Origin of the sequence: Microvirga sesbaniae, assembly GCF_025460805.1 — a bacterium.
Taxonomy (GTDB): Bacteria; Pseudomonadota; Alphaproteobacteria; order Rhizobiales; family Beijerinckiaceae; genus Microvirga; species Microvirga sesbaniae.
On sequence record NZ_JAMXFJ010000003.1, the window covers coordinates 195,735 to 218,371 of the forward strand.

22 protein-coding genes are annotated in these 22,637 nt (G+C 57.9%); 18 read left to right on the forward strand and 4 right to left on the reverse strand.

All coding sequences use genetic code 11. From position 1 onward, the window contains the following. The first annotated feature begins 88 nt into the window (after positions 1–88). The 18 genes from OCW50_RS06215 (at position 89) to OCW50_RS06295 (ending at position 16,780) form a co-directional block, all read left to right on the forward strand. Positions 89–724, forward strand: a complete 636-nt coding sequence (locus OCW50_RS06215) for an SGNH/GDSL hydrolase family protein (RefSeq protein ID WP_262296829.1) — start codon at positions 89–91, stop codon at positions 722–724. 117 nt (positions 725–841) lie between these two features. Next, on the forward strand, positions 842–1,003 hold the full coding sequence (locus OCW50_RS06220) for a hypothetical protein (protein WP_262296830.1): 162 nt from the start codon (positions 842–844) through the stop codon (positions 1,001–1,003). 175 nt (positions 1,004–1,178) lie between these two features. After that, a complete protein-coding gene (locus tag OCW50_RS33190) occupies positions 1,179–1,790 on the forward strand; it encodes a hypothetical protein (RefSeq protein WP_315974402.1) in 612 nt (203 codons plus the stop codon). 240 nt (positions 1,791–2,030) lie between these two features. Further along, on the forward strand, positions 2,031–3,122 hold the full coding sequence (locus tag OCW50_RS06230; RefSeq protein WP_262296831.1) for an ABC transporter ATP-binding protein: 1,092 nt from the start codon (positions 2,031–2,033) through the stop codon (positions 3,120–3,122). Then, positions 3,115–4,248 (forward strand): ABC transporter substrate-binding protein, encoded by a 1,134-nt coding sequence (locus tag OCW50_RS06235; RefSeq protein WP_262296832.1) that lies wholly within the window; start codon positions 3,115–3,117, stop codon positions 4,246–4,248. Before OCW50_RS06230 ends, OCW50_RS06235 begins: the two co-directional genes overlap by 8 nt. Before the next feature lie 92 nt (positions 4,249–4,340). Continuing rightward, positions 4,341–5,174, forward strand: coding sequence for an ABC transporter permease (locus OCW50_RS06240; protein ID WP_262296833.1), 834 nt, complete (start codon positions 4,341–4,343; stop codon positions 5,172–5,174). Continuing rightward, positions 5,171–6,052: an ABC transporter permease gene (locus tag OCW50_RS06245; protein WP_262296834.1), complete on the forward strand. Its 882-nt coding sequence runs from the start codon at positions 5,171–5,173 to the stop codon at positions 6,050–6,052. Before OCW50_RS06240 ends, OCW50_RS06245 begins: the two co-directional genes overlap by 4 nt. 13 nt (positions 6,053–6,065) lie before the next feature. Next, positions 6,066–6,908, forward strand: a complete 843-nt coding sequence (locus OCW50_RS06250; protein WP_262296835.1) for an endonuclease/exonuclease/phosphatase family protein — start codon at positions 6,066–6,068, stop codon at positions 6,906–6,908. 592 nt (positions 6,909–7,500) lie between these two features. Then, positions 7,501–8,781 carry a tyrosine-type recombinase/integrase gene (locus OCW50_RS06255; RefSeq protein WP_262296836.1) on the forward strand — a complete coding sequence of 427 codons (1,281 nt, stop codon included), beginning with the start codon at positions 7,501–7,503 and terminating at the stop codon, positions 8,779–8,781. Then, positions 8,778–9,413, forward strand: coding sequence for a hypothetical protein (locus tag OCW50_RS06260; protein ID WP_262296837.1), 636 nt, complete (start codon positions 8,778–8,780; stop codon positions 9,411–9,413). Before OCW50_RS06255 ends, OCW50_RS06260 begins: the two co-directional genes overlap by 4 nt. Positions 9,414–9,503: 90 nt before the next feature. After that, a complete protein-coding gene (locus OCW50_RS33330; protein ID WP_373371327.1) occupies positions 9,504–9,674 on the forward strand; it encodes a helix-turn-helix transcriptional regulator in 171 nt (56 codons plus the stop codon). A 10-nt stretch (positions 9,675–9,684) separates the two neighbouring features. After that, complete coding sequence (locus OCW50_RS06265) at positions 9,685–10,662, forward strand: hypothetical protein (protein WP_262296838.1); 978 nt, start codon at positions 9,685–9,687, stop codon at positions 10,660–10,662. After that, a complete protein-coding gene (locus OCW50_RS06270; RefSeq protein ID WP_262296839.1) occupies positions 10,659–10,904 on the forward strand; it encodes a DUF6074 family protein in 246 nt (81 codons plus the stop codon). The genes OCW50_RS06265 and OCW50_RS06270 overlap by 4 nt, the downstream gene beginning before the upstream one ends. Beyond that, on the forward strand, positions 10,901–11,374 hold the full coding sequence (locus OCW50_RS06275) for a winged helix-turn-helix domain-containing protein (protein ID WP_262296840.1): 474 nt from the start codon (positions 10,901–10,903) through the stop codon (positions 11,372–11,374). The genes OCW50_RS06270 and OCW50_RS06275 overlap by 4 nt, the downstream gene beginning before the upstream one ends. Before the next feature lie 1,215 nt (positions 11,375–12,589). Then, a complete protein-coding gene (locus tag OCW50_RS06280) occupies positions 12,590–14,044 on the forward strand; it encodes a GmrSD restriction endonuclease domain-containing protein (RefSeq protein ID WP_262296841.1) in 1,455 nt (484 codons plus the stop codon). After that, a complete protein-coding gene (locus OCW50_RS06285) occupies positions 14,028–15,137 on the forward strand; it encodes a DUF3696 domain-containing protein (protein ID WP_262296842.1) in 1,110 nt (369 codons plus the stop codon). Before OCW50_RS06280 ends, OCW50_RS06285 begins: the two co-directional genes overlap by 17 nt. A gap of 3 nt (positions 15,138–15,140) precedes the next feature. Then, positions 15,141–16,013, forward strand: a complete 873-nt coding sequence (locus OCW50_RS06290; RefSeq protein ID WP_262296843.1) for a hypothetical protein — start codon at positions 15,141–15,143, stop codon at positions 16,011–16,013. A gap of 314 nt (positions 16,014–16,327) precedes the next feature. Continuing rightward, the gene (locus tag OCW50_RS06295; protein WP_262296844.1) at positions 16,328–16,780 is read left to right on the forward strand and encodes a very short patch repair endonuclease; all 453 of its coding nucleotides are present in this window, start codon (positions 16,328–16,330) and stop codon (positions 16,778–16,780) included. Here OCW50_RS06295 and OCW50_RS06300 read toward each other — a convergent pair. The 4 genes from OCW50_RS06300 to OCW50_RS06315 all read right to left on the reverse strand — a co-directional run bounded on the left by OCW50_RS06300 (position 16,750) and on the right by OCW50_RS06315 (position 22,458). Then, positions 16,750–17,211: a restriction endonuclease gene (locus tag OCW50_RS06300; RefSeq protein ID WP_262296845.1), complete on the reverse strand. Its 462-nt coding sequence runs from the start codon at positions 17,209–17,211 to the stop codon at positions 16,750–16,752. The genes OCW50_RS06295 and OCW50_RS06300 overlap by 31 nt on opposite strands. After that, positions 17,202–19,109 carry a DEAD/DEAH box helicase gene (locus tag OCW50_RS06305; RefSeq protein ID WP_262296846.1) on the reverse strand — a complete coding sequence of 636 codons (1,908 nt, stop codon included), beginning with the start codon at positions 19,107–19,109 and terminating at the stop codon, positions 17,202–17,204. Before OCW50_RS06305 ends, OCW50_RS06300 begins: the two co-directional genes overlap by 10 nt. Then, positions 19,106–20,605 (reverse strand): putative Ig domain-containing protein, encoded by a 1,500-nt coding sequence (locus tag OCW50_RS06310; RefSeq protein WP_373371317.1) that lies wholly within the window; start codon positions 20,603–20,605, stop codon positions 19,106–19,108. Before OCW50_RS06310 ends, OCW50_RS06305 begins: the two co-directional genes overlap by 4 nt. A 533-nt stretch (positions 20,606–21,138) precedes the next feature. Beyond that, entirely contained in the window at positions 21,139–22,458 is a 1,320-nt protein-coding gene (locus tag OCW50_RS06315) for a DNA (cytosine-5-)-methyltransferase (protein ID WP_262296848.1), read from the reverse strand. Between the last annotated feature and the right edge of the window lie 179 nt (positions 22,459–22,637).

A 22,637-nucleotide genomic window follows, 5' to 3' on the forward strand; every position in this document is an offset into this window, starting at 1 on the left:
CCCGAACGCTCGTGGCGTACCGGCCGGATCATATCGGACAGGAACAAGGGTATGTCGCGGGAGGTTGTCGCGCGACGGGAGGAGCCCGATGAGCCATGTCATCCTGCTCGGCGACAGCATTTTCGATAACGGCGCCTATGTTCAGCGTGGCGAACCCGACGTCACGGCGCAGGTCCGGGCGAGGCTGCCGCAGGGCTGGAAAGCGACTCTCTGCGCGGTCGACGGCGCCGTCACCATGGGGGTCCGGCAGCAGCTGGCCCGCGTTCCCACGGATGCGAGCCATCTCATCGTCAGCGCCGGCGGCAACGATGCCTTGCGCAACAGCGGAATTCTGCGGGAAGGTGCGTCCTCCGTGGCCGAAGTGGTGACCAGACTTGCGGATGTCAGGGACGAGTTCGCCCGCAATTACCGGACCATGCTGGATGCCGTCCTGGATCGGCGCCTGCCGGTCGCTCTTTGCACCATCTACGACGCCCGGTTTCCTGATCCGCAGGAGCAGCGTCTGGTCGTCACCGCGCTGTCGATCTTCAACGATGTCATCATGCGCGAAGCCTTTTCGCGACGGCTTCACCTGATCGACCTGCGCCTGATCTGCGACGAGCCCGCGGACTATGCCAATCCCATCGAACCGTCGGCCAAGGGCGGGGACAAGATCGCCTCGGTCATCGCCCAGGTGGTCGCAGGGAATACGATCTTCCCGAGGTCGCAGATCTACGCGCAGTAGCGGGTTTCACGCCTGCGGCGTCGCATGGCCCGCAGGACGGATCCAGGAACTTCCGGCCGCCTGCCTCATTAAGTCGGTCCTTCCGGAATTCGTCATCGACGAGGGTACGATTCTGCCATGAAAGAAGCCTCCTGCATCTCGCAACATATCGAAGACCTTGCCGTGTTTCTGGACCCCGTCGCGTTCGACCGCCGGCACGACATCTCCCTGGCCAAGCGACGCGACGCAGCCTGGCGGGAGGCAGCCAATCGGGTCGGACCGGCGAGGCCTCAAGACTAGGAGCCGTCCGTCGGGCCGGATGGCTGTAATTGCAAGCAATTATGAACGAATTGTCAGAAACGACTGGTCAGACAGAATAAATCCCATGCATTCGCTGGCCAAGCTTCGAACCAAACTCCACCGGTTGAATTGTTGTTGCGAGGATTGCTCTTCGTCACTTCTTGAGAGGTCGACCATGAGGAAGTTCGCTTTATTGGCTGGTATTGCCATCATCACGTCAGCTGGTATCGGCACGGCGGAGGCTCAGCACTGGCGCGGAGGCGGCTGGCGCGGGGCGGGCTGGCATGGCGGCGGTTGGAATGGCGGCTATTATCCCCGCTACTATCGCGGCGGCGGATGGGGCAACGGGGGCGCGGTCGCGGCCGGGCTCATCGGCGGCGCGGTGCTCGGCGGTCTTCTGACCGCAGCCACGACCCCGGCCTACGCCTATCCGGGCTATGGCTATTCTTATGGATACCCGGCCACTGGATACGGCTACAGCTATGGCTATCCTGCCGCCTACAATGACCCCGCCGACAGCTATCCCGCCTATGGGTACTATTCGGCCCCTGTGACGCGGGTCGTCTACCAGCCGGCCCCCGTCTATCGGACCCGCGTGGTCTATCGCCAGCCGGTCTACGGCAGCCGTGTGGTCTATCGGCAGCCCCGGACGGTGACGCGCGTCGTCTACCGCGACCCCCAGCGCGCCGGCTTCGTCCGCTCCGTCAGGCGCGACGTGGTGACGACCGGCTCGGTCAACCGACGCGACGTTCAGCGGATCCGCCGGATCGACGGCTTCTACCGCTGAGAGGCGGGGCCTGCCGGGACGGGATCGTCCATTCTCGACGCCAATTGGGAAACCGCCCCGATCGGGGCGGTTTCATGCGGAAGGCTCGCGACACGGAAGGGAGGCCCCATCTCACCCCCGGCCGGATAGCCCTTTAGAAGCGTCGGCGCTGCCGTTCGGTTAGTCTTTCCACTGACATTCAAATGTGATCTTCTCCTCCGATAAGAGACGCGAAAAGCGCACTCGGGAGGATACTTGCACGTGGACAGCCCTGTCTCCGCCGCGATCGATGTCGATCATCTCCAGGTCAATTATGGCAGCCAGCGCGTGCTTCATGGGGTCAGCCTCTCGGTCTCACCCGGAGAGTTCATCGCCATCCTCGGTTCGTCCGGCTGCGGGAAGACGACCCTCTTGCGCACCATCGCGGGATTCCAGAAGGCCGCCGGCGGCGCGATCCGCCTGTTCGGCCGGGATGTGGTGAACACGCCGCCGGAGAAGCGCGGCATGGCCATGATGTTCCAGTCCTATGCGCTCTGGCCGCACATGACCGTTCTCGGCAATGTCGGCTACGGCCTTCGCCTCCGCGGCCTATCCAAGGATGAGATCCGCTCCCGGGTCGCGGCTGTTCTGAAGATGCTGAACCTGTCCGGTCTTGAGGACCGGAAGGTGACGAATCTGTCGGGCGGTCAGCGCCAGCGCGTCGCCCTGGGGCGGGCTCTGGCGATCGAACCGCGGATCCTGCTTCTCGACGAGCCCCTGTCGAACCTGGACGCCAAGGTGCGCATCCAGCTTCGGTCCGAAATCAAGGCTCTTCAGAGCCGGCTCGGCTTCACGGCGATCCACGTCACGCACGACCGCGAGGAAGCCATGACCATGGCCGACCGGATCGTCGTGATGGATGCAGGTCGGATCGCGCAGGTCGGCGCCCCGAAGGAGGTCTACGACCACCCGAACTCGCCCTTCGTGGCCAGCTTCATGGGAGCCGAGAACACCCTCGACCTCGATGTCCGCCCTGCCGGCGCCGGCGTGGAGGTGAGGGCCGGCGACGGCAGCGCGGCAAGCTATGGCGGCCCGGTGCCCGTGGGCCCCGTCACGGCCTATTTTCGCGACGACAACGCTTCGCTCGACGATCCGCAGGCGCGGGTCGACGGGGCGATCGTCCTACCTGGAACAATTACACAGAGAACGTATCCGGGAGGACACTACAGGTACGTGATCGCGGTCGGCGACCGTCACTTCACTGTGACGGACGATCGCTATCACGAGCTCGACCGACCGGTAGGCCTGCGCCTCCCGCTGGCGTCGTTGCACCTGTTTCCCCAAACCCAGACTTCGGGAGGATTCCATGCGTAGAAGCTTGTTGGCTGCGGGTCTCGCGGCCTTTTTCTTGAGCAGTGCCGCCAGTGCGCAGACGCTCAATGTCGCGACGGCCGGCGACCAGAACATGGTCGATTACATCAAGGACTATCTCGGACCGCTGTTCGAGAAGAGCCATCCGGGCGTGAAGGTCGTGGCGGTCGGCACCGGGCCGGGCGACGGCGGCTCGCAGAAGATCTTCGAGAAGCTCGATGCGCAGAAACAGGCTGCGAGCGCATCCGACTTCGACGTGGTGGTCATCCACCAGAAGGCCGCCGGCACGATGGTGCAGGGCGATCTGCTCAAGAAATATCGGGACGTGCTCCCCACCGGCAAGCTCGTGACGCGCGACACCGCCACGAACTCGCTCGGCACCGACGTCTCGGGCTACGTCATGCCCATGTTCCATTCGCAGACGGCGATCGCCTACAACCCGGACCTGATCAAGAACCCGCCCAACAACTATGCCGAGTTGCGCGAGTGGGTGAAGAAGAACCCGAAGCAGTTCGGCTACAACGGCATCAAGGGCGGCATGTCCGGCGTCGCCTTCGTGACCGGCTGGATCTCGGCCTTCGGCGGCGATCCGGCGAAGCTCGAGAAGGGTCCCTACGATGCGGCCACGAAGGCCACCTGGGACAAGGCGATGGCCGATCTGAAGGAGTTCAACCAGAACGTCGTCATCACGCCCGGCAACGCCGGCACGCTCGACATGCTCAACCGCGGCGAGATCGCCATGGGGCCGGTCTGGGTCGACATGTTCTATACCTGGAAGGCCGACGGCAAGCTTCCGCCGAACATGCGCCTGAAGCTGGTCTCGCCCGGCATGCCCGGCCAGCCCATGTATTACGCCATTCCTGCGAAGACCGCTCAGGAGAAGCTCGCCGCCGAGTTCATCGCCCTGGCGACGAGCCCGGACGTCCAGGCCGAGGGTATCGTGAAGCGCTTCAACTGGTACCCGGGCATCGACGCCAAGAACCTGGAAGGCAAGCTCGATCAGGCGGCCTGGAACCAGCTCTTCGCCGATATCCCGCCGGACACGCTCGCGGCGAACGGCAAGCCGTTCCCGATCGGTCCGTACTTCAACGACATCCTCGAGACCTACGAGAAGAAGGTCGCCAACTGAGGCGAACGGCCCCACGGCAGGCGGTCCGTCCGACGGGCCGCCTGCACGACACCATGTCCGATGCCCCATCGTGACCGGAACAGTTCCAGATCATGGCGAAACCGTCACTCCTCGGCCTCCTGCTCGTCGCACCGGCGCTCGCGATGATCGGCGCGCTGTTTCTCTACCCGCTCGGCTTCTCGCTCGCGGCAGCCTTCACGGAGCCGGGAGGCGGCCTGTCGCTGATGCACTTTCAGAAGGCCTATGAGCTCTATTCGACGGACATTCTCTTCACGCTCTTCATCGTGGTCGTCTCGACCCTTCTGACGGCTCTGTTCTCCATCGCGATCGCGGGAATCCTCACCCTCGGCGAGACGCCCTGGCTCGTCGCGGCCCTGCGGGCTCTCTATCGCTGGCCGCTCTTCATCCCGTTCATCGTGGCGGCCCAATGCATGCGGACCTTTCTCGCCAAGAACGGCCTCATGAACAATTCCTTCGTGGCGCTCGGGCTGATGGAGCCGCTCCAGGCCACGAGCCTCCTCGATTGGCGCGGCATCATCATCACCTTCGTGTGGAAGCAGGTTCCGTTCGTGACGCTGATGCTGGCCGGAGCCATGGCGTCCATCGACCGGGCCACCATCGAGGCGGGACGAAATCTCGGGGCCTCGCGGATCCGGGTTCTCTTGGAACTCGTGCTGCCGCAGGTGGGGCAGACGCTCCTCGTCGGGCTCGTCCTGTCCTTCGTCACCATGCTGTCGGTGCTGTCGGTCCCGATGATGGTCGCGGGCTCGCAGCCGACCATGCTCACCGTGGACATGGCCTTTCGCATCAACTCCTACGGGGATTATGCCACCGCCAATGCGCTCGGCGTCATCTCCTATGCCATCGCGGGCACGGTCGCGTGGATCTATCTCCGCCACAGCGTGAAGCGCGAGGTGCAGGCATGAGCGGCAAGGTCCAAGCGTCGTCCGCTCTCGCGCTCGCCGGGTCCGGGGCACGCCCCGACACCGAAGGCAGGATCTGGGCGTTCGGATCCACCATCCTGAAGGTCGCGGGGCTCGCAGCGTTCGCCTTCCTGCTGTTCGGCCCGCTCGCCAACCTCGTCCTGTGGTCGGTGGCGGAGCGCTGGTACACGCCGTTCAAGCTGCCCGTTTCCTACGGCCTTCGATACTGGGAGGTGGTCTTCCGCCCGACCGGAGACGCCATGACGTCGCTGATGACGAGCGTGGGCATCGCCTGCCTGACGGTCCTCGTCGCGCTCGCCGTCTCGATCCCGGCCGGCTATGCCCTGGCCCGCCTCAAGCTGCCCTGGCGCACGGCCCTGATGATCCTGTTCCTGCTGCCCCAGGCCTTCCCGTCGGTGGCGATCTACATCAACGTGGCCCGGGTCTTCTACAGCATCGGGCTCACCGGAACGATCACCGGCGTCGTGCTGGTGCACGCGGCCCATGGCCTCGTCTACTCCGTGTGGATCGCGGCCGCGGCGTTTGCGGCCGTCGACCGGGACCTCGAGCTCGCTGCCCGCAATATCGGCGCCTCGCCGCTGCGGACCTTCTTCACCGTGACCCTGCCTCTCGCGGCACCCGGCATCATGGCGAGCGCGATCTTCGTGTTCCTGGAATCGCTCGACGAGTTCACCGGCACCTTCTTCGTCGGCGTCCCTCAGGTGACGACGCTGCCGCTCCTGCTCTACAACGCGAGCATGGGCGGCAACTACCAGATTGCCTCCATCACGGCTCTCATCCTGCTCGTTCCCTCGGTGGTCTTCATGCTCGTCATCGAGCGCTTCCTGAAGGCCGACGTGCTGAGTAAGGTCGGCCAATAGGAATCGGCGCGGCATGCTCAGAATCATCACCTGGAACATTCAATGGGGCTTGGGGATCGACGGGAATGTCGACCTGCGAAGGCTGGTGGACGAGGCACGCGCCATCGCGGATTTCGACGTGCTCTGCCTCCAGGAGGTCTCGGACAACTTTTCCGATCTCAAGGGGAACGATGGAGGAAACCAGTTTGCCGAACTGGCGGATCTCCTCCCGAACTACACGGCCGTCGAGGGCGTGGCCCTCGACGTTCCCGACGGGGCAGGGCGCCGGCGGCGCTTCGGCAACATGATCCTGTCCCGCCTGTCGGTGGCCCAAGTGCTGCGCCATACCCTGCCGTGGGAGGCCGCCCCGACCCGCAACATGCCGCGTCTCCTTCTCGAAGCGACGGTCGAGACGCGGTCCGGGCCGCTCCGGGTGATGACGACGCATCTCGAATACTCGTCCGACAAGCTGCGCCGGGCCCAGGTCGAGGGTATCCGGGAGGCCCATCGCTGTGCCTGCGAGCGCGTCGCGATCCCGCGGGAGGATGGGCCGGGCACCTATGCGCGGTTCCCCACCTCCGCATCCGCCGTCCTGACCGGGGACTTCAACATGCGGCCGCCGGATCCGGCGAAGCAGCGGATCTCCGAGCCCTTCGGCCATGGGGTGCCGGCCCTTCGCGACGCATGGCAGGTAGCCTACGGGGCGCAGCCCCATCCGACCTCGTTCTGCCTTTTCGAACAGTCGAACGGACCGCCCCATTGCTGCGATTTCGTGTTCGTGTCCGACGACATCGCTTCGAGGGTCAGGCGGATAGCCTACGACCAGGAGACACAGGCTTCGGATCACCAACCCGTCTTGCTGGAGCTTGACCTGTAGCAGACCGGCCGCACCGATGGCGACCTCCGCCAGGTCCATCCCATCGCCGCCATCAGCCACGACGAGGTCGGCTGACACCCATGTGCCGCCGGGCACATCCCTGGCCGGCGCTCGCCCGTATCCTGCGCCGCATTCAAACAGGGGCTGATGCGCTTCAGCGGCCCCGAGGCGTCAAGGGGGCCTGCCATGGACCAGACCAAAACAGCGGCACATTCGACCAGGCTGACAGCCGCAGAGTGGATGATCATCGCCACGTCTCTCGCATTCATCACGCTCTGGCTCGGGATTTCCTTCTCCTGAGCGGGAGTATTGCGATCCGGACGAATCTCTTCCGTGGACATCTGGCCAGCGCATCGTGCGGACGCTGCGGGTCCGTTCCGAACGATGCGCCGCTCAAGGAAGTGGGCATCCAGGAACGAAAAAACCGCCCGGCGGGGGCGGTTCGTCGAATGGTTCAGAAGCTTGGCGTCAGCCGATCACTTGATCTTGGCACACGTGAATACATTTTTCATGTCGTTGCAGATGAACCGGCAGCGTTTATTTATCAATGGGTTAACTGTCCAAACTGTTGCGCTTTGTTCCATCCAGTGGCATGTTGCTGTTACCCATGTGTTACCCAGGCCTCACTGCCGACTTCACGAATGCACTGGACATCATGCCTGCCAAGACCCTCACGGACGTCGAGGTCCGCTCTCTCCGTGCCACAGCCGACCAGCGGCTTGAGCTTTTCGACGCCAAGGCTCGCGGTCTCTGCCTGCGAGTGACCTCCGGCAAGAAGACCTGGAGCTTTGTCTACCGGGCGAAAGGCAGTCTGAGGCTGCGCCGATACACTATCGGCGACTACCCGGCTTGGTCGTTGTCAAAGGCCAGGGAGAAAGCGCTCGCTTTGAGGCAACAGGTCCAGGACGGCAGCGATCCAGTAGTCGAGACCAAGCTGCGGCGGGACGCCCTGACTGTGGCCGGACTCGTCGACCGCTTCATTGAGAAGTATGCGAAGGCGAGGCTTCGCTCCTGGAAAGATTATAACGCGGTGCTGCAGCGCGACCTGGTCCCTGCTCTCGGGGAGAGGCCCGCTAGGGAGGTAACTCGTACCGAGGTCGCGGATCTCTTGGACCGGGTCGCAGTGCGTGCGCCAGTTTTGGCCAACCGTCTGCAGAATACGATTTCATCGGTATTCTCCTGGGCCTTGTCGGAAGGCCTTGTCACGACGAACCCGGTGACCGGCCTGCGGAAGCGGACCCAGGAAACCCCAAAGGAGCGGGTGCTGAGCGACAAAGAGATCCAGCGTTTCTGGCAGGCGACGGAAGGAGCGTCAGCGGCGTTCCGCGACACGCTGCGATTGATCCTGCTCACCGGCCAGCGGCCCGGAGAGTGTGCTGGGGTCCGCGCGGAAGAAGTGGATCTCGCTGCGAGCCTTTGGACGATCCCGGCGAGCCGGACCAAGAACAAGATCGAACATACAATTCCCTTGGTCGGCCAGGCGCTGGAGATCGTCCAAAGGCTGGCTGAGAGCAGGGAGTCCGGTCCCTTGATCGTCACGCCTCGCGGCAAGGAGCTGACGTCACAGAACTTGGCTAAGGCTATGGAAGCCCTACGAGAAGGGGTGTTCTCCGAAACTGTGACGCCGCATGATCTGCGGCGGACGGCGGCCACCCTGCTCGGGCGGCTCGATATTGACCAAATGACAATCGCACGGGTACTGAACCACGCTAGCACGACCAAGGCCACGGTGACAGGCTCAGTTTATGATCGACATTCGTATGTCCCGCAAAAGAGGCGAGCGCTGGAGGCGCTTGATGACGAGATCAAACGGGTCCTGATCGGCGCCTCCGCGCCCTTGAATGTGGTCCCACTTTCTCGGAAGCGGACATGACTCCAGAAGTGCTGAACGATGAGGAATGGTCCCGCCTGCTGATGATGGCGAACCCTACGATCGATCCCTTCGGGGAGCAGGGGGCGGCGCTCCGGCGGCAAGTTGATTGGATCATCGCAGGTGTTTTCTCTCAAGCGCAAGCGAAGTCCGGCTCTTTGGACGAGACTGAGACGTTTGCGAATTATGCTGCCGCTGGGGCGCAATTTATCCGTGGCATGCGCGCGTTGGACTCTGCCCATGCATCAATTGCGATGACAGTGTCCCACTTCGACGCAAAACCTGCCCGCACCCCTACTCCCCTGTTTGATGGGGAGCTGGCATCGCGCATAGAATGGTTCTGCGAAGCTTTCCGACGAGTCGAAGAGGTTCTAAATCGCTCCGTGGATGACGAGCCATCGGGTCCAAACAGTAAGCCTTGGCTCCACGCGGGAGTGTCGTTCCTTTTTGATCTCTGGCGCGACGAACTTGGCCAAGAGAAGAGGTCTAAGAAGGACTTTTTGGACTTTGCTTATGCCGTGCTTGGACCGTTGAGAATTGGAGTCACACACAACAGTGTCCTCGAGAGCTTCGACCGGCATGTTAAGAAAACAAAGCCCATAAGGCGGCGCTTGAGGCAATTGCGCACAAACTAATCCTCAAATGCCTTTTTACCGGCTGCAAAAGTCTGCATAGTCTTGGTGTCGCTTTGAACATGGAGCGACACGATGAATAAAGTAGAACGGATGGTTCGCTGGTCCGAGGTGAGACAGCTGACCGGACTTAGTCGAACGACAACTTGGAGAATGGTCAGAAAAGGTAGGTTTCCGGCTCCTGTGAAGTTGACGGAACACGCCATTGGCTGGCGCCAGTCTGATTTGGACGCCTGGCTCGCATCTCGCGAAAAGACGGCGTGAGGAGGCGGTGATGAATAAGACCACTGCCTTCGTCCAAGCTCACTTCGAAGCTGAGGCGCTTGACCTCGACCCCGAGACATTAGAACTGCTGAACAGGCTTCGCCGCGTAGGAGCGGACAAGGGCGTGATAGAAAATCAGGTCATGGAAGCAGCTGGAGATTTGTCGTTTCTCAGTTGTCTCGAGATCACCGGAGCGGACTTCTGGCAGGTTATGGGACCTCTCAAGGGTACACCCAACTATGATCTGCTTCGGTTCGTAGTACCTGCGGCACACGCCATCCTGAACGACATCGTCAAAGCCTGCCCCGAAGATGCTCCAGGTGGAGCAACAATCCCTGATCCCGAATTTCAGGGGCCACGGTCAAACGGCACCTCGAATCAGGAGTTCCAGATGAAACCCGCTTATTCGCGGGGGTCGGGACCAGGGCTAGGAAGCGAATTAAATAGCCTCAAAATCAAAGATATCGATGGCCGAGAGACGCCCCTCGACCGGAACGCTTCTTCCCCTCAGAGCGGCGGCTGCAGCGCCGCCGCTCGTGGCCTAAACCCTCACAGATCCACATCCCGAAGGCTCAGCTCCAAAAAGCGCGGGTCTCTCCTTGTCCTTGTCGTCAAGGCCTGTCGCGACGGGCGCTTCGAGGCCCGTCTCGATGGGGAGCTACTTTGCAAATCTAGAACCCCGCTGCTGTCTGCCGCTCGGATTCTCCTCAAACGCGAGCATCATCCTGACAGTATCATCAGCATGCAGCATGACGGCTCCAGCACGATCGCAATGCAAATACGCCTAGAGGCTGCTGCAGGTCTGGCTGTTGATGAGGGTGGCAGCACACCGCGCTTCGTTCGATACCATCCCCCAGCCAATGAACGTGGTCAGAAAGTGGGGGGCTATCGACCGCAGACGCCGATTCTTCATGCCTCGGCCACCCTAGTACCGGACACCGCCTCAGACGCTCCCCTGAACAGTGCTGCAGTGGAGGAAATCCATTGAGCGAGATTTCCGCCCTTCCAATCCCATCTGTGCTAGTCCGCAAGCTCGCCCTGCGCTTTGTTCAATATGACGACAAGCGCGCTCAGTTCTTCCTGCGGAGGGAGCTGGAGCAGATCGCGTGCCGCCGCCTCAGTGCGGGGGTGCCTGAGGCTATTGTTGCCCATCAATGCGCTCAGCTCGAAACGGCGGTCTGGTCCGAGATCCTTCGCCTCGAAGCTGAAACCAATGGAGGCGCAGCATGAGCCAGATGCTGAAACCCAGCTCCGTTAACAGTCGGGCCGGGACTGATTTCGAGAGCGGCCAAGGAAGTCATGGACCCATAGTCAATGTGCAAGTTACTGAAAAGCGCAAGCAAGCCCGCAAGCGGAAGGCTAAGATCCGCCAGGATTACATCGCCTGGCCGCTGAAATGGGAAAAGGGTCGCAAGATGGCTGCTATGGAGCAATGGACTAGGAGGTTTCTATCATGGGACTTGGACAAGTCGGACGTTAAAATCGCCTGTGCGCTGAGCTACCTCTTCAACAGCGAGAATGGACGCTGCTTCGCCAAGCGTCAGGAGATTGCCAACTTCGCCGGCGTGTCGGTAGGAACGTGCCGGAACGCTCTCACTCGGCTGGAGCAAGCGCGTCTGATCCTACGGCGACGGGAGACGATCAGGGGAAAGCAGATGACAGTCATCTACCCCGCCATGCCGGAGTACAACCCCGCCTGAACTGCGATCAAGCCGACGGTCACTTCACGACAATCGTGCGGTGGCCGTCACGACTGTAGTGAGCCATGTATCCCAGAGTGATCCCTGAATCCCTTCTCTTAAAGGTTAGAACTCTATGGCTGCGGGCGTCCGCGAGAGACTTGAGACTGAAAGCAGGAACAAGGCGTGGAAAGGGCTACCGGAATGACGGAGGCTCCAGCGCTGAACCAGGAAGCGTTGCGCGTATGGGAGCCGAGGCAAGGGCAAACTGGCTAGAGCAGCAAGGGAAAGGGGGAGGGGGTAAAAGTCTCCAGCCTCTAAAGGACACCAACCGCATAAGGATTCACGTACATCGTTTTTGGTGTCACCCGAGAAATCCGGACTTCGAATGCCTACAAGGTAGAAATCGACCGAAACGATGGGGGCTTTTGAGCCTAGATTGAAAAGAGCAAGCTTACGAAGGCTTAAATGCCGTAATTGCCCGAGAATCGGGATGTTTCGCGCTATTTGCGCACCACACTTGCATCGTTTCTGCCCATGAGTTGCTCAGCACCGCCTTTTGCAGGCTTGGCGACAAGGAACCCCCAGCCTCATGCCGGTGCGAGAATGGGCGTCACTAGTACGACTTCAGGTCCAAAACTATCTCACTTAGGGAATCGGTTAAGTCCCTCCCTCGCGATGCTGCCTCACTTAGCTAACAGCTCCCGGATTATTCGTCCAAACGGAGTCTAAGATGGTACGAGAAGGTAGCCGGTCTGGAATTTGCTGAATAGGCATGCAAATCGACGCCAGGTAGCAGTGTCGGCGCAGTCTTTCGCCCCGGTGAATTGCTGTTGGAATACATGCTGAAGACTGATCGGCAACGGAGGTGTAGCGCTGAGTCGCAACAATGGGACAGAAGGGCGAAACCTTGGTGATGTGATCCAGCCTAGTCGCTGTGGGCGCCCTCGGCGGAGTAGCTACGGAGCCAGGTCAGCGCTGATTTCAGGGTGAGTGTTTCAGTAAGATATAGTGTTGCCTATGCGTCATGTAACGGGGTAATAGATTGATGAGGCCTGCAATTTACAAGAATGAAGTCAGTGACTTGGATTGCCGGAGGGGAGCCAAGCAACTTTCCACTAGCCGAAAATTTCTCTGTATGGGAGATGTCAGGCGGAAAGCTAGAGCTTTGGTGTGAGCGAAATGACTTTTGACGCGGAACGGAGCCGTCGCACAGTCCCTGAGGCGGAAGAACTCTTGAAGGCTGTCCTGCACGCCGTGCAGGCTGCGAACGGCGAAAAAAGTAAGTTGGTCGCGCTCCTCAGAGCTGGGTATGGGTTGCCACCGGATGAGGTCGGCGATGGCTTGGCCCGCCGGCCCGTATTCGACCAGAACATCGAGGCGGCTATCGATCACCTCGCCCATGCGAGGCTTGTCGAGCATGCATCCTCAGGAAGTATAACATTAACTGAACGCGGCAGAGAATCCGTATCCGAGAATGTTGATCTCGATTTCGAGTACCTCAAACAATTTGAGGATTATCGGCACGCCTCCGAGAAGATGCACGTTGGTGCCGAAGAGTTCTCAGACGGCAGGTTCCTTGGTATCGAGCAAGACGAGGATACGGATGATCCGGATCTTCGGAATCCCTATGACCCGAAGGCCATCCGCGTCGATCCACGCGTCTACTCTGTTCGGCAACTCTTGGACATGATCGACGACGGCGAGATCGATGTGGCTCCTGACTTTCAGCGCCTTAAGGTATGGAAGCCATGGCAACGCAGCCAGCTCATAGAGTCTCTCCTTCTTCGTATTCCTCTTCCGACTTTCTACTTCTCATCCGACGAGGAGGGGCGTCTGCAAGTTGTCGATGGTGTTCAAAGATTAACTACAATCCATGACTTCGTGCGGAAGAATGAGTTCAAGCTTAGCCATCTTGAATATCTCGGCGACGCAGCTAACGGCAAGACATTTGGTGACCTTGAGAACACTGTATGGTCAAGGCGAATACTCAATACACAGATGAGCGCGTTCGTCATCGACCCACAAACCCCAGTAAGGGTGAAATTTGATATCTTCCGACGTATCAATACTGGGGGAAGTCCGCTAAATTCCCAAGAAATTCGCCACTGCATGAGTCGAACCCGCTCTCGCAATTTTCTTGGGTTACTTGCACGGAATGAGAGCTTCCAGCGTGTAACAAACGGCATTTTCTGGAACCATGTACGCATGGTTGATCGGGAGCTTGCCTTGCGGTTTGCTGCGTTCCGTCTTCTAGGTGACGTTGAAAAGTACGAACGCTTTGGGACGATGGATGAATTTCTTACAGCGCTCACGACTGATCTCGATAACCCATCTCGTGTTTCCGACGAAGACTTAGTTCAACTTGCTAATGACTTCTCGCTGTCAATGGAAAACGCTGAGGAGATATTTGGAAGGTATGCATTCCGAAAGTGGTTCGCGCTTAGCGAGACCCTGTACCCTGTGAACCGCGCGCTATTCGATGTGTGGTCTGTAGAGCTATCAAAGTTACCAAGGTGGGTCGTGAGTAGGCACGCGGAAAAGTTGCAAGCCGACGCAAGAGCATTGTTTGCTGATGCCGCATTCCTCGATTCAATCACAACCAGTACCGGATCGCCGACGAAGGTCGCAACCCGATTTCGCAAAGTGCAAGCTGTTCTAAATGGAGTCTTGAGTGATCCGCGCAATTGAGTTCAAGAACTTCAAACGTCTATCCGGCGAGGAAGTTAATTTCGGGGACCTCACACTGCTAACAGGTGCCAATGCAACCGGTAAAAGTTCCGTTATCCAGGCGATATTACTCACAAAGCTTGCTCATTCAACGCCCTCAGGTTCAGTCCCGTTAAACGGAGAATTTGGACTAGCGCTGGGAGAGGCAAATGATGTTGTCGCACATGGTAAGGGTGAAACAACTGTATCGTTCGGATTCACGTTTGATGCCGGCCGTTCTGACGTAAGTTTTACCGCTGAAGAGGGGCGCCGATATCTCAGGCTTACCACTGAGCGCCAATCCCTTCCGCAGCTGGGTGTGCCAGGCACAGGCGGGTTTACCTATCTTGCCGCAGAGCGCGATGGCCCGCGAGAAAGCTATGACTTGCCATCGGCCGCCTCCGATGTCCTGAACGTAGGCCAGCGAGGGGAGAATACCGCGTCCATTATTATCGAGTACGAGCGCGCGAACGTAGATGAGAAGCTTGAGCATCCTAAAGCTCCTAAACTTAGGTTCGCAAAACAGGTGGAGGCATGGCTTGGCGAGTTTGCACCCGGTACTCAGCTAAGGATCGAAGCGAATCCTGAGTTCGGCAGAGCGATCCTGAGGTTCAAGTGTGGTGACGTTGGAGCCGAGTGGCTTCGTCCCGGTAACTTCGGATTTGGCGTAACGTACTGTTTGCCAATTATCGTCGCGGGCCTTCTTGCAAGGCCGGGATCACTTCTTCTGATAGATAGTCCAGAGGCGCACCTTCATCCAGCGGCACAATCTGCAATGGGACGCTTTCTCTCGAAGGTTGCCAGTACTGGTGCGCAGGTGATCATAGAGACGCACAGTGATCATGTCTTGAACGGCGTTCGTCTGGCCTCGCTCGAGGAGGGCCAATCATTGTCTCGAGAGAAAATCCTTATCAATCATTTTTCACGGACAGACGGGCCGGTATTAAGTCGCATAGAAATCACGGCACGTGGAGAACTTTCGGCCCATCCAAAAGACTTCTTCGACCAGACAGAGAAAGACTTGGCGGAGATCGTCAAACGTCGGCTTGGTAGCAAATTGCCTGTCAGGGGGTAAGGCGTGTCGATTGAGATGTATCTTGACGAGGAATGCCTCGTCTCCACTAATCTTGGCCAAGATTTCACACAAATCTCAACCTTAATCTATGATGCAGTCAAGGAAGGGTTCAAACCGCGCAAGAAAAGCACGATTTATTCCGCCTTAGTTGCTGCTGAACTCGACATCGCGACGCTTCTTTTCAGTCCGGGATCTCTTGATGAGGATCTGCGGAAGTCCCTTATCGTCCAATTCGATCGTATGAATGATTGGGACGAGGCCTCAGAAGAGCAAGCTTCGACAACTAGAACATTCGCCGAAACCCGCGCGCGCGATGGTGTAGCGCCAGTTTGTTTCGTCATGCAGCGCTATTCAGAGCCGAGGATCGTCAACAAAGTTTGTAACGCGGCGCATTTCGAAGCAGTGCGGTTGTTTTATAGAGATCTCCCAGATCTGCTGGATCTGGGGCCGGAGGCATTGATCAACAACTGTGTACGCGCGTTCCCGAACCTCTATTTCAAATCGGAAATCGCTGGAGAGATTAAGAATTTTTCCCGTAGTTACCGCGATATCCGCGATGATCTGCATCAAGCGCTTATTGCACTCAATGATGAGTTACCACGCTTAATTGAAGCTGGAGTTCCACATCAAGAGCTGGGTGCAAGATTTGCAGCTGTTAGTGGCTTTGACTTCAGCCCAGAGTCTCCAAAGACACATAGGAACAAAGATGCAATGAAGGAGCGCAACGTATCGCTTGGCGATAAGACGTTCTGCTGTGAATGGCACTTAAAGATCGAGCCGCACCGTGATCGTATCCATATACATTTTTACGATCCTTGTATAGGAAATGGTCGCCAGATATTAGTTGGTATTTTCTGTGAACATCTTACCACTTAGCACGACGCGTGTACTGTCGTAGTTAAAACAGACAACTGGATTATCTTGTGACTCTAACAAGAACTTAGAAGCGGAGGTGCCAGGGTTTAGATTTTACTTTGCGCCGTACTATAGGTCGGTTCGAGCAACAACTAACTTTATGTATGAACCGGAACGGCCGGGTCCGCGTTGGTCGAGGCAAACAGTGTTGCTGTTGAACCTACCTGTAAGGAAAGTCATATTGGCGGTGCTGTGACGTTGTTCCATTCTGGGGGATTGCCAGCGTTGTACGCTTAGCTTTTTAGGTGCCTACGAGAGGTTTCGGATGCTTTAGAATGGATATTCTTACGCCGGAAAAGCGGTCCGCGCATATGTCCCGGATCCGAAGCAAGAATACGCGACCCGAGATTGCCGTTAGAGCTTTAGCGCATTCGCTGGGATACCGGTTCCGATTGCATAGGCGTGACCTACCCGGAACGCCTGATCTAGTTTTTCCCTCTCGTCGAAAGGTCATATTTGTCCATGGCTGCTTTTGGCACGGACATGAGGGGTGTCGGTGCGGCCGTCTTCCGAAGACTCGTACCGAGTTTTGGCAAAAAAAGATTGAGGGTAATCGGCACAGAGACGAGCAAGCGATACGAACTCTCAGTGACGCGGGTTGGAGTTCGCTCGTGATTTGGGGCTGCCAGACAAAAGACCGGGCATCACTGACTGAAATCCTCTCAAACTTCCTCGGCCCGAAAGGAAGGGGTGGTCCTCAGACAGAAGCAGTTGGCCGCACCTCGTAGCGCTCCACTGCCTGACTTAGCATCTCACTGACCGTCTTGGCATTTTTTGCGTCCTGCCCGAGGACTTCGTGAAACTCCCACAATGGATCATGTCCAGCAGAGTGTATTGCGGCTGCCCACAGCCTCGCTGAGCTTGCCTTGATCCGAGCTTCTGAACCTGGGGCGCCCCAGAGATTCTCGCCCTTGATTTCCAGGACGCCGTTAATCTGCAAGCCCAGCCGCTTAGCCGAGTAAAGGAAGTCCGGCTCGAAAAAGCCGGCTGGGGTCGCAATCCTGAAAATCACAGGGTCGTTCCGCAGCCACCAGATCACCGATGAGTCAGCGTCCAAGAGTTTTGCAGCTCGAAATTCCGGTTCGCTTTCAAAGCTGGCAGCATCATGAATGCAGCGCTTCCAGCCCCCGATGGGTATGCGCCAGTACTTCACCGCCACTCACCTATCGTCGATACATCAGGAACTGCGTCGAACTCCTCAGGGATATTTGCTTCATACGAAACTGGCTGCAATTTGCGTGTGCTTGAAGTCGCGACATAGATAGGCTGCTTCTGTCCAAGTCGGGTTCGTATCTCCGCCTTGACAGCAAGTGCCAGCTTTAGTGGATCTGTCGCTATCTCCATACCAGGCCTTCCGCCAAGCGCTTCCAAGACACGCGATATCAAGGCCCGAACCGCATTACCGTGCCGTACGGGATCTAGGCTCTTAATATCTGCAAGAACTCTCGCTGACGCGATGCGTACCACAGTCTCAAAAGAGTGTCGAACTACCTCGTCGTCCAGGCTCAAGCGATCCCCGGATATCAAATCGAAACCAGCGACATGGGTCGAAATATCTTTAGCAAAAGCTGGATCAAAGTCTAAATCTGGTTCCACGGGCGCGCGATGTACCTCAGGGATCTCAATCACGATATCGCCCTTAACGCTGACGAGAACCGGCTTAGTAGGCGGCGGTGATTCTCCATCTCTTATTTTCACAGAAATTGCCGCGGAAGCGTCGGTACCCCCACCGAACTCCTCAGTGGCCTTCCTCACGATCGTCTCGAAATCTTCCTTACCAAAGCAAAGTACATCTAGCGTATCGACTTCCGGATCACCTGTCCGGCGGCCAGCTGGCAGCCTGAGTCCTCGTCCCATTGTTTGGATGGCATTCTCGAAGGTGGCCATTGCTCTCAATGGAGCGACGACCCAAACGTTAGTGACGTCCCAGCCCTCTGAAAGCATAAATACGTTCACCACAACTTTGATCTTGCTATTCTCGTTTTCAATCGACACGAGTTTCGCGATCGTGGCATCCACGTTGGACTGGTTGGAGTGGGCAACCAGAAGCTCGTCCTCTCCGATGTCGCGCCGTTCCTTCAACCAATGCGCAATGCTATCTGCGTGAGCGGTATCCTTCGCCGCAATGAGCAGAACAGGTTCGCGATATGGTACTTCTGGTTTCCGATTCACTAGGTCTGCGAGGGCGCGCTTCTTAGTCTCTAGCCTTTGCAGCCCGAAATCGATGATTGTCCGATCCCAATCGTCGTCCGAGACCGCGGCAGGCTTATTTTCGACCCACAGGCGAACAGCTTTCGTATAGAGACCGTCCCTTAAACACTCCTGGAGGCTGTAGGAGTATAGCGGACGCGTTTTTGCCGTCTTGGGGTGGGTCGCAGTAAAGCCAAGTAGGAGCTTCGGCGATAGATCCGCGATAGCCGCGCGCCACGCCGACTGACGTTCACCCGCACCATCTCGCAGGTGATGGGACTCATCGGAAAGTACCACTAGATCGGGTAGGGCGGCGAGCTGGTCCCGCAGGGCAGGCGCGAAGTCATTGCTCCTGGCGAATTTCCGGTTTGTGCCTGTGATCGTTTGAGGCGACAAAATGTAAATGTTGAAGCCGTTGGGATCCGGATTGAAGGACTCCAAATTCGAACGAAGGCAAACGTTTGGGGGAGAGATAAGCCCAGAGTCGAGGAACAGATACTTCGAGGATGTAGGATCTACCTCCCTTTCGAGTTTGTCCAGAATAGCAGTCCTTGGTGCCAGAATCAGACAGTTTCGCGTCTGGCCAGATAGGAACAGGTATGTCGCGATCGCGCCCTTCAATCGGGTCTTGCCGACACCTGTTGCCAGCTCGAAAATAAGCTCGATCGGAAGGTCGCCGCCCTTAATCCCAATATCATTAAAGCGCTCCAGCAGCTCCGTCGGACTCATGCCCGGCAGATCCTTGCCCAACATTCGGATTATCTGATGCAGCTTATCGAAAGCTAGGAATTGCGGCTTCCGGAAGCGGGCCGCAGTGTTAACGCGATCGAATGCCTTGCTCAGGCGCATGTCCCGAAGCTCATTCATGGCTTCGTTCCTTCTTGCAGCATTTCGAATGGCACCCGATAGAACCGCACTACGTCGGAGTAGTTTACAACTTCTAGGTCTTCCGAGGACCTAAAGTAGTAAACTGATATCCGATCATGCGCTTTGCTCATCTGGGCTGAACTTGCAATCTCGGCAGCGATTTCGGGTGTTAGAAACTCTGAGGGAGGTATGACAATAGCCCTGCGCTTTCCCTCGATCGATTGCCCCTCTGTGCCAAGTTCCGAAGGGATGAATCCTGCAGTACCTAGCACCCGCTTACACAGCGTGAGATCATCATTATCGCTTAGATCGGCAATGGTTGCGAGATCTTCATTCTTTGGCAGCTCAATGAAGGTTCCTCCGACCTCGCTAACGGCAAAAGCGCCGCCTCCTTCAAAGGGAATGTAGGAGTCCGGTGAAAGACGAATCTCGGACGTCCGGTTCTCAAGATCGCGATCTTCTCCTTCGACGACCGCGCGTAGTCGCGGTATCGCACAAGCCTCAGCAAGCTCACGATCCCGCCGCGAAGCGCCTTGGAGGGCAACGAATGCACGTCCCTGTTTGAGGGCAACTGCGGCAAGATCAGCCGAACTAGACAGTGCTTCAAGCACAACGTCGCCGGGGCGTGTGAAGATCTCGACCAATCTCCGCAACAAGGGTTCGGGCTTGGCAGTGGAAACCTCGGTTTTAATCAGGCCTAGCGCCTTCATTGCTTTCAAATGCTTGGTTGCGTCCTCGGTGTACCCTGCCAGGGTTGTTCGTTTGCTGCCATCTCCAACTCGACCCGGCCAAACTGTTTGCTGGTTCTCAATTTCGAGGACACCTTCAGCTGGAGCGTACTGTTTCGGATGTGGGATTGCCGTGGGTTGACGACTACCGAGATACACGGAGTCACGCTGGTAGGCGTCGATAAGCGTCGCCTTCGCGAACTCCCAATAGCGTCCCGAGGTCGGACGGATCGGGTCTCCCGTATACGGTGTCCCGCCATCTGCTAAGAGAATCGCCGAGTACTCCGCACCCAAGCGAGCAGGTGGGAGCGTCTCTGTCGAAATCCGCAGTTCCCCTTTCGTATCGATTTGTTCGAACAGCCACGGAATGGACGGCCTAGCAGGCTCAGCGACATCAGGAGCAACGTCAATTTGAAGCTCGCGTGTTGTGCTTTTTCCTTTGCGGTCTCTGACTTCCACCTTGAACTTGAAAGTGCCGGCTTCAGTCGGGCTGCCCCAGATCACCCCCGTAAAGGGGGATATCCGCCAGAGACCAGGTGGAAGGTGGCCATCAACTAACTCCCACCGGTAGGGAGGCTGGTACGTGTCGAAGTCGCTGTTAGCTCGGCGGGCCTTCGCACCTTTATGTTCGGCCTTCCAAGCTCCACGGGGGTCGCCGTCTGAGTTGCTGTAGCCCTTGGGTGGGCGACTGAGACCTACAGGCGGGAGAGCGTCCTTATTCCTTGCAAAAAGGTGGATTAAGTCGTGAGTATCCGTAAACTCTTTCATGCCCTTCATGTTCTGAGGGCCATAGGCCTTTTGCCAGACAACTGTCCCTACGTGTTGCCCTCGAAGAACTTCCTCGCAAATTAGGCGCGCGTATGCGCTTTCAGCGTCTCCGCAATGAACTGCTACTACGCCGTCTCTCCGCAAGAGCGACTTGCTTTGGGCTATTAGGAACCGCGCTAAGTGCAGCCAGGCTGTTACGCGGCGTGCAGGGTCCGCAGCAAAACCTGCGCTTTGATCGTCAACGTCTAAGCGCGGTAGGTCGATGTAGATGAGTTTGAAGATAGGGCCACTGAAGCGTCGGAGCGTGTTCAATGCGTCGGAACGGGAGCCGATCACAAGATTCGAAAATGGCCCGTTCTCCGGGCGTTTCGGAAACCACTCAAATCCAGTGAACGGGGCTAACTTTAAACTGCCGTCATCCGGCGCCAAGAACCAGACGCCGTCCTCTCCCTGGGCTGGAGTAACCGAGTCCCCCTTTAGGGGCCAATCCAAGGTTATGAACGCTGCGCCCGAAGGCGGATTAGTTGCGGAGGTCATATAACACTCTCGTTGTTATCTTCGGCAGGAACTAGCCCAAGCCATCGACGCCATCCGTCCCGATGGCCTAACGGCTCGATCGCCTCGCCAATTGTTTTCCAATTGCGCAAGCCAGGCGCGACCTCGGCTTGCGGCTTATGAGTACGCCGCGCGTAAATTCGATCGAAACAGTGAGAAACTGATGCTGCCGATGAGTCGCGAAAACCAATGATGAACACGCGCTCTCGTATTTGCGGGACACCGAAATCCGCGGCGTTCAAGACCGCGGCCAAAACCCCATACTTCATGCCGGGTCTTGGCTCTCGGAGCCGCTCGACGATTGCGTCGAAGTAGCTCTTGTTTTGACCTGCGATCAAGCCTGCTACGTTCTCGAATATGAAAGCTTCAGGCTCGAGCTGGCACAAAAGATCCGGAGTCCAACTCAGCAGGTCCCGTTGATCCTCGTGTCCCAACCGCAACCCAGCAGCTGACCAAGGCTGGCAGGGTGGTCCACCAGCAAGCAAGCCAACCTTTCCCCGGTACTCGGAGTAATCGAACTCGCGTGCATCACCGATATGCACCTTCGCGCTTTTAGCGGGCGAGTGGTACATGAGTAGTTCGCCACAGATTGGATCGGCATCGACCAAGGCGAGACTCTCGAAGCCTGCAGCGGTAATCCCTCGGCTAAGACCTCCAATCCCGGCGCAAATTTCTACCGCGGTTTTGTTGAGCCAGGTTCTTGATTGGAGAACGCCTTCCGCTACGGCCTGCGCTAGCGGTGGAGGGACGGCATCTCCAAGAGCTGCGATCCTCTGCCGATTGGTTAGATTGGGAACGTCAACAATGTCTGGGGCAAAGCCCTGAATGACCGCAATCTCGTCAGCTGCAAGACGCCTGTACCATTGACATTCAGAATCTAGGATATGCGCTTCCTGTGGATATTTACGCCAGTCGCGGCGAACCGTAGACGACGGGCGGTTCCACAGCTGAGGTCGGTGCTTGGGATCAAGAGCTACCTCGAAGCGCCAGTGCATGTCTTCGTTCAGGTCTTGAACCCGGGCATGCGACCGCTCCTGAGGCACATCGAGGACGGCGGACTCAGGATCGGATGAGGTAGGGACGAGCTCCAAGATGCCTTGGCCGTCACCGGACTTCCCGAACTCCCGCAAAAAACTGTGGAGATCGCTTACGCGGTAGAGCCGATAGCCGTTGATCGGATGCCGTACAGGGTGAAGATGGCCCGACCTATCCCAGTTGCGCAGAGTTCTTTCGGAGATGCCGAGGATCTCGGCGGCCTCTCCAATACGAACATAATCTCTTCCAGTGAATGACTTCATTGGAAAACCTTACCAAACATTGCCATACCCATCAACTTGGCCATGTGGAAAACTGGCGCCCGGATTTCTTGCCTGAGCAGAGTAAGGGTTCAGCGAGGGAGTTCGCCTTGTGAGCAATCCGGCTGGTCAATCTACGCCGAGAAGGATGGATGGAATGTTACGGGAGGGTAGCTTTTGCG

Bases quoted from the DNA above. Each gene is read 5' to 3' on its own strand.
- OCW50_RS06215 (WP_262296829.1), top strand. From the start codon at position 89: ATGAGCCATGTCATCCTGCTCGGCGACAGCATTTTCGATAACGGCGCC.
- OCW50_RS06220 (WP_262296830.1), top strand. From the start codon at position 842: ATGAAAGAAGCCTCCTGCATCTCGCAACATATCGAAGACCTTGCCGTG.
- OCW50_RS33190 (WP_315974402.1), top strand. From the start codon at position 1,179: ATGAGGAAGTTCGCTTTATTGGCTGGTATTGCCATCATCACGTCAGCT.
- OCW50_RS06235 (WP_262296832.1), top strand. From the start codon at position 3,115: ATGCGTAGAAGCTTGTTGGCTGCGGGTCTCGCGGCCTTTTTCTTGAGC.
- OCW50_RS06240 (WP_262296833.1), top strand. From the start codon at position 4,341: ATGGCGAAACCGTCACTCCTCGGCCTCCTGCTCGTCGCACCGGCGCTC.
- OCW50_RS06245 (WP_262296834.1), top strand. From the start codon at position 5,171: ATGAGCGGCAAGGTCCAAGCGTCGTCCGCTCTCGCGCTCGCCGGGTCC.
- OCW50_RS06250 (WP_262296835.1), top strand. From the start codon at position 6,066: ATGCTCAGAATCATCACCTGGAACATTCAATGGGGCTTGGGGATCGAC.
- OCW50_RS06255 (WP_262296836.1), top strand. From the start codon at position 7,501: ATGTTGCTGTTACCCATGTGTTACCCAGGCCTCACTGCCGACTTCACG.
- OCW50_RS06260 (WP_262296837.1), top strand. From the start codon at position 8,778: ATGACTCCAGAAGTGCTGAACGATGAGGAATGGTCCCGCCTGCTGATG.
- OCW50_RS33330 (WP_373371327.1), top strand. From the start codon at position 9,504: ATGGTTCGCTGGTCCGAGGTGAGACAGCTGACCGGACTTAGTCGAACG.
- OCW50_RS06265 (WP_262296838.1), top strand. From the start codon at position 9,685: ATGAATAAGACCACTGCCTTCGTCCAAGCTCACTTCGAAGCTGAGGCG.
- OCW50_RS06275 (WP_262296840.1), top strand. From the start codon at position 10,901: ATGAGCCAGATGCTGAAACCCAGCTCCGTTAACAGTCGGGCCGGGACT.
- OCW50_RS06295 (WP_262296844.1), top strand. From the start codon at position 16,328: ATGGATATTCTTACGCCGGAAAAGCGGTCCGCGCATATGTCCCGGATC.
- OCW50_RS06305 (WP_262296846.1), bottom strand. From the start codon at position 19,109: ATGAATGAGCTTCGGGACATGCGCCTGAGCAAGGCATTCGATCGCGTT.
- OCW50_RS06310 (WP_373371317.1), bottom strand. From the start codon at position 20,605: ATGAAAGAGTTTACGGATACTCACGACTTAATCCACCTTTTTGCAAGG.
- OCW50_RS06315 (WP_262296848.1), bottom strand. From the start codon at position 22,458: ATGAAGTCATTCACTGGAAGAGATTATGTTCGTATTGGAGAGGCCGCC.